Genomic DNA, 13,854 nt, shown 5'->3' with positions numbered 1-13,854 from the left:
AAAAAAGCAGGGTGCCACAAAATCTGTAATTAGGCGTTTCTAATTGCAATTCTCGTCTGACTACAATGTACGCATCCGTTCTGCCCCCTTCTTACAGAGGCTCCATCATGTCGCCCCGCTTCTTGCTTTCGTTCTTCTGCACGGCCCTGGCCGTCGGCTTGACTAGTACTTCGCTGTTGGCCCAGATCTCAACTCCTGGTGGACCTATCTCGCCGGTCGGTGGTACCACCGCGCCGGATACGGGCACCATTATCTCTTCGCCAAGTGCTGATCCTCAGAAGGTGAAATGCTGGGTCAGTCGCAACATCGACTATGCATTGGCCGCTTGCATTTACAGCGATCCGAGCTTTCAAGTTCCCATGGCCAACATTCGACTGTACCAATTGGCCGGTAATGGTTTTGTAGCCAAGCAGATTTCATTTAAGGAACCCTTGGCCAATGGGAATACACAAAACTATGACGTGGCTGTGTTGAATGTCCGGCTAGAAAAGGTTGAAGACAGCCTCGGTCGTTTGCGCTACTACGAGATGGCCTATTATCCAAGTGGCTTCAATACCAACGGAACGGGTAAAGATCCGCGCGTCATGGTCGGTTGGGCCAAGTTTGCTGGCGGCAAGAACGGCCGCGCCTCGTCCGATGCCATCTTTCGTTTCCAAAAAAAGATTCAGCAAGCACTTGGTGGCAACTTGCCGCTGGCAGCTCCTGCCGGGGCTGGCGCTGCCAATGGCGGTGACCCATGCGATGGTCCACCGGTCGATGACATGGGCGAAGAAGAAGATATTACTGCCGGGGCCCCTCTGACACCTGGCCCATCCCTGAGCTTGAAGCCTTAATCGTTCGCGCCAGTCGTATCCCAGAAGTTGTCGACATGTAATTGAGCACGTTGACCTTATAGTTGCGATGACTCATCGAGGCGGGCGATAGTGTAAATCGTCCGCCGAGTTGGTATGCGTAAGAAGTGACGCGCACTTCCTGATTCGCGCTGTCCTCCAGCCAGTAATGATCACCATCGCGCATTGGCGGGCGGTATAGCGAATCGGTCCACTCGACCAGGTTGCCGCCCATATCGTACAGTCCAAAATGATTGGGCAACAAGCCGCCAACGGGGTGCGGTTCTTCCTCGGCATTCGTTTGCGACCATTCAAAATGATTGGCCGCCTGAACGTCACTACCGAAGTGCCAATTCTCAGTTGAGTTTGCCTGGCAAGCCACAACCCATTCCGCGTAAGTGGGCAAACGATAACCGGTGCGCTGCAGATAGTTTGGCTCGGCGATGGGCAACGAATCATCTTCATTGAAGACGTTGCGATAACACCATTGATCGGCTGGCACGTTTTCGCGTTCGTTCAGCCACTGTGTGTACATGATGGCCATCAGCCAACTAACCTTGGCCTGCGGCAGTGGTCCTTCGTCGGCGCCCAAGCGGCGATCCGATTTCTGGCGAAGCATCCAACGCTGAACGCGAGGATCCTCAATAAAGGCTTGCATCTGCTGGCCCGTAACTTCGGTTGCTCCGATGGCAAACTTGCGGCGGATTCTTATCCATACCCGTTTATAATCGTTACCCAATCCGACTTGCTCGTTGGCGTCGATCACGACCAACTGTTGTCCCAGCGAGTTGACAAACCAGTTAGCCTGCGACTTGTCATTAGCTTGGTTGACCATAAACGTAGCCGCATCCAGCGAACCGGCCACCTCGGGCAGGCCCTCGTTCCATTTCGACAAGCACCACCGAGCATGATTCATCAAAGTGGCCTGAGTTGTTCCAGCTGCCCATTCTCTGAGCCGCAGGAGCACATAGTCACGTGCCTCAGAGCTTAAGTTGCTGACTGGATAGTTGCCCAGTGCAATGATCGAATTAATCTGAACGGGCAACAGGTCGGACTTTTTCAAAAGCTTGACGAATACTTCGGCGGGTACCGTACGCCAAGCATTGAGGGCGACGTAGATCGCTTGACCGCGTCCATCTTTTTCTGCGAGCACATCTTGCAGCGCGTCATCTTCACCTAAGTGCGCCAAGGCCAGCACCAGCTTGGCTCGACTCTCGGCCCGGCTGGCTAAGTCATGGCTTCCGTGCTCGGGTTGTCGCCAGACCGACATCGACTTGCGCTGCGATTGACTGGGCATTACGTGCCAGGCGATAGGCATGTATCCCCGCGCATGAAGATTGTTGGCTTTAGCCCCATGTGCTTGACTCGATTCTGGCTGGAGGCAATACGCGGTTGTATCCGTAGCGGGTACGGCGGCCACCGACCAGCGCTGCGTTAGTTGCTGAGCATGCATCAGACTTCGCCACTGCGGTTGTGCCCGCAGTCCGTCAAACTCAATTTCTAAAAACTCCTGTCCCAATCGATCTTGATTCAATGCATTTTGAGCTGCGGCGAGCAGTTCGTTCATCGCGCCTAGACACTTTTTTGTTAGTGGCGCATCCACTGGCAGTCCTAGCTTCTCTGCCGTGGCCGCATCGGGAACCTGAGCCGCCACCAGCGCCAACATCTTCAGATAACGCAGCTCGTCGTCCTTTCGCTTTTGAGCCGCTAGCGCGAGCTTATCCAGTTGTGCCGCATCGAGTGCAGGAACACCACGCGTCGCCAGGGCCACGCGAAGCTGCCAGTACGCGAGTTCAGAGTCCGAGAGGTTTTCCAAACTCTGCAGCGTCTCCAATTGCGATTCGGCCATCTCCGGCCGCTTGCTTTGGATCGCCATTTGGATCCGCAAACCGGCGCGCAGTTTTTGTAGTTCGGCCTGCGTGCCCGCCGATTCTTTGGCGATTTGTTCGTCCGATAGTGCGGCAATCAGTGGTTCGGCCAGTTCGGGTTGGTTGACTGCCAATAAACGTCGCGCCGTGCTGGCCACACTGGCCAGCGACAGTTCTTTACCGGCCTGCCAATCTTCGAGGTAATAGTGAATGTCGCGCCACAACTTGCCGCGATCCAATTGATCAAAGGTCCACTGACCGCGAATGTCGTTGTTACGGCAACTTGGATAGATGTCACCATTGGCCCGCGCGATCCTCGACCAGTTGACCGAACGCAAGGGAGTTGCGTGACGTTGGTACAGGTTCAGGACCTGAACATCGCTCTTATCATCCAACCAATCGACCGAACGGACGATCTGAAACTTTTGCTCTTCGCCGCTCAACTGGACATCATCGTCGCCGCGCTGCAGGCTCTGCATCTCCAGTCGTTGGGGTGGCACCTCTGCCTGGTGGGGCAACTGATGCCACACGCCCAACCAGCGTGACTGGCCGTCGATTTGGTATCGCGCCAGGTCGACCAATAACTTTCGTTCCAATGACAACTTGTCAAACTGCTGCTTGAGTTGCTCGAAGCTCATGTCGCGTTGGATCAGCGGTGGATGATCGGTTCTGTGCCAGACGACACACACCTCCAGCTGCGCAGGGCTGGAGCCGCTGTCGGTCGCCAAGGGCCGCACACTTATCGGGCTGTATCCAAATTTTTGTAGATCGGCAACGCACTGATCCAAACGATCCCAAGGTATAGCTTCTGACCACGCACAATTGGATTTAACTACACCGCCGAACTGGGCCAATACTTGTTCAGCTGCGGGCTCAACCGCCGACTGATGATCCCCAAATGTCCCGGGACTGCGAAGTTGATTGAGTTTCTGGCGGACGTTGATGGCCAGCCGCGAACTATTTCGCGATTGCTCGACCATGCGTTTGAGGCGCTCAATGGGCGCCCAGCACATGGCACTGGCTAAGATTTCCGAATCTTCGGCGGCCAGCGCCATAATGATCGACACGTAGTTGTCAGCACCTTCCGCGGTCAATTGGCCGGTGGCACCGATCTCTATCAACTCTGCTATCAATTGATGCTTGATGGGTTTGAGCAAGCCCGTCCAATGAGCGACATCCAAGTGATTCTTAGAAGCCAGCAAGGGGCCCAGTTGCTGCAGAATAGATGGCCGACTAGCAGACTCTGCATTCAAACTGGCTAAAAGCGCCGTCAGAGGCAACACATGCCCTTGGCCTGTCGCAGACTGATTGATCAAGGAAGTGGTTAACAGTTGTTCGAGGCCGACCAGTTCTTCTTGTTTGTACCGGCGCGTAACGTACTCAATAATTGGCGCTAGATAAGCATCTTCGACCAGTTTGAGATTATCGATTATTTGTTGCTGTGCCGAGGGTTCATTCAATCGCAGCAAGGCCAGGTGAAATTGCTGCTGAGGAGCCAACGAATCCTCAGACGAGCCCTGACTACTATTTAGTTTTTGGGCGACGCTTGGACCATACTTGCCCATCTCTTCTAATACTTCTGCCACTCGGCTGGTGTCTGCTTCCAGCAAGCGGGTGCAATAGCTGTTCACTTGCATGCGCCAATCAGCTTGCCGATAGGCAAGCCAACCCGCGCCCAATACTCCTGAGAGGCCGAGAGCAAACATGCCCAACCGCTTTTCGAGTACGCGCATCATGCGTCGTTCGGCTTGACTCCAATGTGCCCCCCTGGTGAACCAACGTATGGAGACCCACTCACCCAGCGACGGCAAGCGTTTGATTGAAGGTGAGGCATTCCACGAGGCCGCCAGGTCGCGGAGCAGCACCCGCACGCGCCCGGCTCGCGTACCTTCTTCAGCCGCAGCCAACCACTTACGAATCGTGGGTACCAGGTAGTCGTGCGTCAATTGATAGGCGGGCACAACCGAGCCAGTAGAACCCGTCGAACCATACGCACTGCCTGTCAGAGTCATGGCACCGCTGGTCGGAGTGATCAAACGCACTTCGGTATCCAGCAAATTCAAAACTTTATCGATCGTTTCGGGCGAAGCTAAGCCACTTAGGCGTTCGACGAGCATTTGTTCGGTGCAAGGTTGAGGTTTAATCACCGTATCATCAGGTGGCAAGAGTTCACCCAACACGCGGCGCACGGTTTGAATTTCCGATCGCAATAGCGGATGCGCCCCGGGGCCGGCTAGTCGATCCTCCAAGAAACTCACGCCCAGCCCCTGCAAACCACCAAGCGCTCGAAACGTAGCGCGATTCCATGGTTTGTCTTTGATCATCTCCGACAACAAAGCCAAATGCACCGGTTCGAAGTTACCCGCGCGACTGAGCTCGTTGACAACCAAATCCAGAAAGGCTTCTTGCTCACCACTAGTAATATCTTGCAGTGCGCCATAAGCACGACCGAAAGCAGACAGCACACTCCGCGCATGCGCCGGCCCAAAGCGTTCCATCGTGGCGAAGTTTTTGTTTTGTAGAATCGGCTCTTCGATTTCATCCATGAAGTTTGTTAGACCCAACATGAAATCATCGCGCACCAACAACATGGCTTGCAGATGTGTACCATCGCATTGCCGCAGGGCTTCATGCAGTGGAGTGACCTTGCCATCACGATGAGTATTGAGCCATTGTTCGAACTGATCGATGACGATCAACAACTTCATACCCTGACTATCGCCGGGCGTTTGACGAAAGCGAATCAGCGAATCGACCAGGTTACCTTCCATCTTCAATTGAGGCAGACGTTGGGCGATTTGTTTGAGCAAGGCCGATTCCAGACCATCGGGTTTGGCTTCGACAAAAACCGAGTGCACACTTTCGCCTACCAGTGGCAAAACGCCAGCCCGAACAAGCGATGATTTGCCACTGCCACTGGGGCCCAATAGCACTCCCACGCGAAACGCATCACTTGTCTGGCGTGAAAGAATGCGGGAGCTCCAGAAGTTGATACTGTCGGGGACCCCATATCGATCCCTCGCACCAGGCAGCAGAAACTTGAAGAAGTCCGCATCGTGAGCATCGAAGGGGCGCAGTCCATGCGGTACCACGACAATATTGCTCAGCTCTGCTGAGCGCACCGCACTATCACCGGCCGCGCCCACCGTGTCGGCCAGCGTTGCCCGGGAGGCAACTCCCGATGTAATCGATGACTGTGACCAACTTCGTAGCTCTTCAGCCATGTCACCGGCAGTGGCATAACGATCGACAACCTTCTTGGCCAAGGCTTTCAAGCAGATGCGTTCCAGTTCGCGGGGCACATCGGCGTTGAGTTGTCGCAACGGTCGCACTTCGACCGTGCGAATGCACTCCAATAACTCTTCTTGATTATTGGCACGAAACGGCCGCTGACCGGTCAGGAGTTCATACAGCACGACGCCGAGACTATAGATGTCGCTGCGACCATCGACGCGATGCCCTTCGCGCCGAGCTTGTTCGGGACTCATATAAGCGGGAGTGCCTACGAACTTGGCACCCTTGCCATACCGTTCTTCGGACAGAGCCAAACCGAAATCGGCGAGTACCGCTAAATCATCTTCAGTCAGCAAGATATTGCCGGGTTTGATGTCTCGATGCATAACATGGCGATGATGCAAATAGTCAAGCGCCTCAGCCAGCTGAATAATCCAGGCGATCGCTGGCTTGGTCTCTACGCGTTCTTTCGCCAAGCGACTAGATAGCGTGCCGCCGCCGATAAATTTGGAGACGATGTATGGCTGACCAATCGAAGTGCGTCCAATGTCGTAGACCGGCACGATCGATGGGTGATCCAGACCAGCCAACACGCGAGCTTCGCCCAACCAACTATCGATCTCTTGTTCGCTTTCGAAGCGAGTTAGCAGTTTGATGGCCACCAGTCGACGCAGTGTACTGTCCGAAGCGCTATAGACCACGCCATACGATCCGGCACCGAGTCGATCGATCAATTCATATCGACCAATTACCGCTTGAGGCGGCATCGACTCCGCTTGGGCATGCAATTCGTCGTACAGATGCGTTGGGATCGACTCCTCCTTGGAATCCGACGCAACGGTAGACTTGATTTTCGGCTGATCGGGCTGGCGCATACAGGGCACTGAAGAGTCGGGGCAGGACTGGGGCGAGGAGAGTATTCTAGCATGCCCTTGGAGTGCGGTGCCATTTGGCACCCTTGGAGTGCGGTGCCCTCGGGCACCGCTTTGATGTAAGAAAAGTCCTTCGCCGCAGCCTGAGTCACCCTGAGCGTTTGGAGTCACCTAGTTCGTGCAGGCTGCGGTACAGTTGGGTTATTACATCAAAGCTACGGCTGCGCCGCAGCACTGGTATGTTGGTCAGAAATCCCAATAACATACGGGAACTGCTATCTGGACAGTTGAGTAGAGGTTTTCCCTACTTAAGGAGTAGTCAGATGTCGGTTAAGAATTCCGTACCCTCGAAGCGTCGTTCCAAGAATCGTCAATCTCTTCACAAGCCCAGCGGGGTCATCGCCCCACGCGTCAAGGCTGTCGGCGCAGAGCACTTTGCGATCGTCTGTATTGATCCGGCCAAGCTGCGGTCGGAGTTGATGATGGCCGACTATATGGGCAACATCCTGATCGATTCCACGACGGTAGAGCATCAACCCAATTCGATCGGAAATGCAATTCAACTGGTCAAGGATCAAGCGGAAAAGCATTGTATCAAGGATCTGATCGTAACAGTCGAGCGGACCGGGAACTACCATCTCATTCTGAAGCATGCCTTTGATCGTGCGGGTTTTGAAGTACGGATAATTCATCCGCTGGCAACCAAGCAATACAGAGTACCAGCCGATCCAGAGAACAAGACAGATCAGACCGATCTTGCAGCACATCATCGAGCAGCCATAGCTGGTTTCGGTTTATGCGAACTTAAGCTCCCCGATGTCTACGAGCAGTTGAGACTGCGTGTCCGTCATCGACGCGACTTGGTGGAAAAGTCGACAGCCATAGCTTGCCAGATTCGCGAGCACTTACACTTAAGCATGCCTGGTTACGCAGGTGTCTTTAGTGACTTCTTTAGTCATCCGCCAGCGATAGAAATTGCAAGGAAAGCCGATTCGGCCCAAGCGGTTTTAGCACTCGGTCCCAAAGGCCTGGGCGAGCACTTGGCTAAACAGAAAATTCGTTTTCAGCAATCAACGATCGATAAGGTCATTGGCTGGGCACAGCAAGCCGTCAAGCTGGAAGTTGAATCACCAATCCTGCATCATTCTATGTGGACAGAACTACATGACTTGTATCAGATGCTTGAAAAGCAGATTGCGCGTTTGGAAGTGAAAATTGCAGGGAATCTTGTGAAAACTCCTTACGTGCGACTGTTGGCAATTCCTGCAATCAACGTCGTTTCGGCCGCTGATTTTGCAGGAGAGATGGGCCCCATCTCTCATTACGCCAATGCCAATGCAATTACGGGCCGTAGCGGAATCTTTCCCTCACGTTACCAGAGTGACCAAACCGACAACTCTGGTTCAATCATCAAAAACGCCAATCGTCGCCTGCGAGCGTCCCTAATGCGCATCGCTGATAATCTTGCCAAGCTCAATGGCCACTTCAGAGTGGTTGCTGCAAGCGATGCGATACAGAATATCGACAAGCGCGCAACTCGAGTCAAAATCGCTAAGCGTTTCAGCAGAATTGCATTCGCTTGCGTGGCTGGCGACGCTCCGCTAAAGCACGAGTGTTGCCGTGATCCCAATTCGATTCTTGTTAAACTCCGGATATTCCATGACCATCATGCAACTCCTCTCGATCAAACCTTGATCGACATGGAAAACGCTGTAGCGCAACTTCCACTAAAGACGCGTGGGTGTGAAGCGGAACTCGTTGCTCAATCGCTCGAGCAAGGAAGTACCCGACGCGGTCCTAAGCGAATAGGAGAATTACTGACAACGATTCTCGCACGACTAAAAGCTGAGAGTACACTTACAAACGAGGAACAGACGGCTTCAAGCTGATTCTCATCCAGGTGAGTCAAATCCACACCGCCTTCGAGCACTATGGCACTCGCTGCCTTCTTGGAGCTTGGCGCTCTGTCGGATCACCACCGCCTGATAAGGCAGTTTGAGGCCGTCCCTCTTATGATTACCAGTATGGCGATACCTGATCAAAGAACGACCGAGAACGATTTGGCTCACCAATTTTGAGAAGCAAACCGTCTCTACTCAAAAATTTTTTTCCTGCCAGCGGCGGGACCGCTAGAATTACGTACTCGCCTAAAATCCCCTCTGCGCAATCGCTCCTACATAGCAGCTCCAAAGGCAGCACTCCAAAGGCACCTTTCCTACTGGCCTTATCTCCGGTAGAAGTAAGCTTGGGCCGGCTTCCGTTGAATTTCTTTTAGGACTCGCGCGCATGACTACGAAAATCCATGTCATTTTTTACAGCATGTATGGGCACATTTATAAGCTCAGCGAAGCGGTGGCCGAAGGCGCTCGGTCGCTGGAGGGTACCGAAGTTAAAGTGCTGCAGGTACCCGAGCTCGTGCCGTCGGAAGCGTTGGAGCGCACAGGAGCGTCCGCGGCGCGGTCGGCGTTCAGCCATGTGCCGATGGCCAAGACCAGCGATTTGGTCGACGCCGATGCCATCATCTTTGGTACGCCCACGCGCTTTGGAAACATGTGTGCCCAGATGCGCAATTTCCTGGATCAAACCGGCGGGCTGTGGGCCAAGGGAGCGTTGATCGGCAAAGTCGGTAGCGTTTTCACCAGCACCGGCACGCAGCATGGTGGACATGAAACAACCATCACCAGCTTTCATACTACGTTGCTCCACCACGGCATGATCATCGTGGGCGTGCCTTATGCCTGCCAAGAACTGACGAATATGAACGAAATCACTGGTGGCTCACCCTACGGAGCTGGTACGCTGGCCGGCAGCGACGGATCGCGTCAACCGTCGGAGAACGAACTGGCCATCGGTCGTTTTCAGGGGAAACATGTCGCCGAGATCGCCAAGAAGCTAAAGGGCTAGAATAAACTGGTGACCAATATACGACAGCCGCCGCGGCCGGCGGCTCACGTCTCCTCGTAGCCGAAGTCGCCAGACTTTGGAAGCGTTACCATTCGCTCATCCAATCTCTGGCGAGATCGGCTACGAGGTTCACTTGCCTTGAGTAATGCTCCAATGAAACCAAATTGTCTTGTACTGATACTTGCACTGGTTGCAGCCAACGCCGCCTGCTGGGCTCAGCGCCAAGCGTCTAGCGTCGTAGCCTTCAAGAACATCGACGAAGTCATCGACAAGTGGACGCCCGAAAATCAAGTATACGTCCGGGGCAATTTGGGAGTCGCCGCTCGGCAATTATCGGAGCTAGCTGCGTGGCTGCGCGAGAACGGGCCGCACTGGACCATCGTGCTTATGGAACAAGCTGGTGACCAGACATTTTCCGCTCAAGATGGGCGCACGTATCGCGGCTTAGACGCCGTCGAAGCCGCGTTGGGACTCGGTCTGAACAACCGCACTAGCTTTGGTACGCTGGTTCATCCAGAGACCAAAGAATCTGATGGAGCTGTGTTCGTGCTATTCTTGCGCGAGCGCAAGTTCAGCTACTACGCATCCGATGCGCAAGATGCGCGCAATCTGGGCGAAGCCCACTGGGTGGGCCAACTCGATCAATCTGCCTTCCGCGCCATGCGCAATGGCGGGCGGATCTTGGATGCAGTCAAAGACACCGTCAAATCGATTAATTCTCGTCTGGCAAACGCTATTGATGCTGAAAAGAATGCCAAGCTCCGCATCGAAGAACAGCGGCAACGCGAACTGGTCCAAGTGCAAAGCAAGTTGGCCGATCTGAAGACCAGCATCGGCCAAATTACAGCCAGCAGCCAGGCTTTTGTAAAAGAGTTTCCGCAAGCTACGGGCGAAATGGCCAAGCCGCCCGTGGACAAGTGGTTGGATAAAGTTGCCGAATTGGAAAGCCAACTATCCACCGAAACAAGTTCGATTGTCGAGCAACAAGTATCCAAACTCAATTCGGAAATCGATCGCTACGCCAACGCCTTCGCAGCTCAAGCTGGTTTCCAGCAACATATCGAATCCACCAAAACCCAGGCTGCATATTTCACCGGCTCGTCCAATCCCAATGTCAAGGAACATGGCCAATTCCTACGCCAAGAAATCGACACCGCTCAAAGTCAGCTACAAGCAGGCGAAATCGAGTTTATTGATGCGCTTTCTAAAACTGAAGAACAGTTGCATCAGGCCCAAGCCGCAGCTGAAATCGATCGACAGCAACAAGCTCTGGCCCACCAACGTCGCGTCTGGATTCGTGGCACCGTGATCACCATGCTCTGGATCTTGGCCGCCATCATCGCGGTCATTCTGTGGTGGGCCAATCGCCGTCGCGCTACCACCATGCGCAAGGCGATCGAACAATGGGCACAACGCAACGCCTCGGTCGTTAAAGAAACAGATCAACTCGATCAACTCTTTCAACGCAACGACGACGTGCTGGGGTCGCGCGACCAAATAGAACAACGTGGCTATGAAGGTGCTACGCGCACGCTGGCTCTCAAAGCCCTCGACTATGTTGACGATTTGTTCATCATGTCGAAAGAAGTTAAACGCGTGCTGGTGGAAGCCAAGCAGTTAATCTATCCAGGCGATCCCTGGAATCAGCTGGTTAACTTCTTCAGCAGCGGCCACTATCAAGATGCCATCAATCACATTACGGGCAGTCCGCTAAAGTTCCAGCGCTCGACTGGCATTCCGCTGATCATTCGCGATATGAGTATTGGCAAGGCCACGGGAGGTCAATCCGCAGAGTTGCCTGATGAAGTACAGCTAACCTTTGAAGAGATCTTCACCGCGTTTCAAAAACGCGGCCTGGAAGCCCAACAAGCTCTGGGTACCATCGAACATTGTCTCTCCAGTGTCCAAGATCTATTAACGCAAAAGCAACAGCAGCTTGATGCCGCTGCCAAGCAAGAGAAAGAGTTGGATGCCCAATCGACAGCCGATGGCATCTTCGACGTACCGGCTTACTTTTCGGCGCTCATACCATCCATCCAAAGCAACCTTAAGCAAGCGGATGATTTGGCGGCTTTCGACGCAGTACAAGCAGTGCAGGGCCCCTTGGCAGTGGCCGAGCGGCAACTGAGCGAAGCGATGGACCTCGGCCGCCTGCTTCTGCAAACTCGTCAGCAGCTCTTTCCCAAACTGCAAACCAATTCCCAGACACTTAAACAACTGGGTTACACATCGAACTGGATCGGCACGACGCTGAGCGCCATCACAGTCCAAGCCAACCAACTCTGTGAGCAAGCTGTACAGCAGTCGATCAGCGACGGTAACCAAACCATCGCCGCCGCTGTGAGTGACATTGAAAAGCGAAGTCAACGCGTGGTCGAGTTGGCCAAGCAGATCCATGAAACGTGGCTGCCCGCACAAACGCAACTAGCCGCTGCGATCGCCGAGACGCGCCGCGATCTGGCTGGCAGTCTCAAACTCTCAGTCGATGCCGTGCTGCATGAACTCGACTTGGATCCCGATGACTCACTGTCGCGCGCTCGTAGCAGTCTAGAGGCCGCCAGAGCCATGCTGCTGGACGGCCGTGTGTCGGCCATTGAAGAAGCCATCGCGACCTTCACATCCGCGAACCAACAAGCTCTGCAAATACTGGCCGCTTCTAAAGAGGCCGTCAAGAACTACGAAGCTCGCTCGCAGCGACTAGCGCAACAATTGCGAGACGGGCAAGCGCGCGTGCCCGAGCTGCGCAGTGGAATCGAATCGGCTCGCCGAGCTTACGCGGCTTCGGCACTTCTGGTCGCACCGCAGGCAGAATTAATCGGTGGACCGATCGTTACCGCTCAAGTTGTATCGAGTGATTCCGAGACACCGGCCGCTGCAGCCGCGGCCAAGCGTACGGCCACCAAGTCCGTCGATTGGTATCTGGACCAAGCTGAACAAGGACATTCCGAGATGGACCGACTGCTGCAGTCTGCTGGCAGTCGCCATACAAGCGGCCAGATACTGGCCGCCGCCAGCGATCTGGATCAAACCGATTCCCTCCTGAAAACCATCCAAGGGCAACTGTCGCAGGTTGCCGATCACCTGCAGCTACTTCAACAGCAAACCGAAGCCAACGTCACGCAACAGCAGCGCAACGAAGCTCAACTAGAACGACTGCAACTGGCCAAACGCAATCCGCTCGTGACCAATTCCACCCTGGGCCTCATCGATCAAGTGCAAAACGTCGTCGACTCCAATCGTCAATTGGTCTTGGCACGCACAGCCGCTCCCAATCCGTTTGAAACAGCCAACTCTCTGCTAAAAACTCAACATCAGATGGATCAATTGCAGTCACAAGTTGTGGGTGACGAACAAGCGCATGCCGAAGCTCGTCGTGCAGTGCAAGGGGCTCGCCAACAACTTCAACAAGCCAACCACCTCGTCCGCCAATCTCAATCCGACGGCATCCCCGACAGCCCGCAAATTATTCAAACCAATTCACGCATCAGTCAGTTAACTCAGGAACTCAACGATACCGAACGCGAACTGGAAGTATCCCATGGCGATTGGCGGTTGGTGGATCAACGAGCCGCGCAAGTTCAATCCAACCTCGCATCGGCCACCCAGGCTCTCAGCAGCGAATTAACTGCCGCTGGTCAAGCCCTGGCTGCCTTCCAAAAGGCTTCGCAGACGGTGCTACAAGCCGGTCAATGGGCTGGCCCGTGGGGCATTCGCGTATCAGGCTCGCCAGGCGTCTCAGAACTGGAACGAGCACGACACAGTTTGCAGAGTGGCAATTACGATATTGTTTTGCAAGTCAGCCAGATTGCATTAATGGCCGCCCATACAGCTCTACAACAAGCCGAGCGCGAAGTCGCTCGGCGCCGACTGGAAGAAGAACGCCAGCGCGAAGCCGAACGCCGAGCGCGCGAGGCCGCCACCCGCCGACAATCATCTCCCACATTCGATAGCGGTAGCATCTTCACCTCTGGATCGGGCTCCTTCGGTAGTTCATCCAGCAGCTCGTCCAGTTCTTCAAGCTCGTCTAGCTCCTCGAGTGGTGCCTCCGGCTCCGGCTTCTCTCGCTCCGGTTGGTAAACGCCACGTAGCCGAGTCTCACGTAGCCGAGTCTCTCCGAGACTCGGGGCTGAATCTTTCAGCGTCTCG

General features: G+C 54.5%; 5 protein-coding genes. 4 read left to right on the top strand and 1 reads right to left on the bottom strand.

Annotated elements, in window-relative coordinates:
* Positions 1 to 107: 107 nt before the first annotated feature.
* Positions 108 to 833: a hypothetical protein gene (locus SH573x_RS06315; protein WP_479353484.1), complete on the top strand. Its 726-nt coding sequence runs from the start codon at positions 108 to 110 to the stop codon at positions 831 to 833.
* On the opposite strand, the gene SH573x_RS06310 is transcribed toward SH573x_RS06315, so the two are convergent.
* The gene (locus SH573x_RS06310) at positions 781 to 6,807 is read right to left on the bottom strand and encodes a protein kinase domain-containing protein (protein ID WP_479353483.1); all 6,027 of its coding nucleotides are present in this window, start codon (positions 6,805 to 6,807) and stop codon (positions 781 to 783) included. The two genes, SH573x_RS06315 and SH573x_RS06310, sit on opposite strands and share 53 nt — an antisense overlap.
* Before the next feature lie 320 nt (positions 6,808 to 7,127).
* On the opposite strand from SH573x_RS06310, the gene SH573x_RS06305 reads away from it, so the two are divergent.
* From SH573x_RS06305 to SH573x_RS06295, 3 genes are all read left to right on the top strand, one after another.
* Positions 7,128 to 8,693 (top strand): IS110 family transposase, encoded by a 1,566-nt coding sequence (locus SH573x_RS06305; RefSeq protein ID WP_479353482.1) that lies wholly within the window; start codon positions 7,128 to 7,130, stop codon positions 8,691 to 8,693.
* 397 nt (positions 8,694 to 9,090) lie between these two features.
* The gene (gene wrbA, locus SH573x_RS06300; RefSeq protein ID WP_479353481.1) at positions 9,091 to 9,708 is read left to right on the top strand and encodes an NAD(P)H:quinone oxidoreductase; all 618 of its coding nucleotides are present in this window, start codon (positions 9,091 to 9,093) and stop codon (positions 9,706 to 9,708) included.
* A 153-nt stretch (positions 9,709 to 9,861) separates the two neighbouring features.
* Positions 9,862 to 13,785 carry a coiled-coil domain-containing protein gene (locus SH573x_RS06295; protein WP_479353480.1) on the top strand — a complete coding sequence of 1,308 codons (3,924 nt, stop codon included), beginning with the start codon at positions 9,862 to 9,864 and terminating at the stop codon, positions 13,783 to 13,785.
* Positions 13,786 to 13,854 lie beyond the last annotated feature (69 nt).

It is taken from the genome of Rania fehmarnensis, from assembly GCF_056494185.1.
This window is presented reverse-complemented; position numbering and strand designations above follow the sequence as displayed.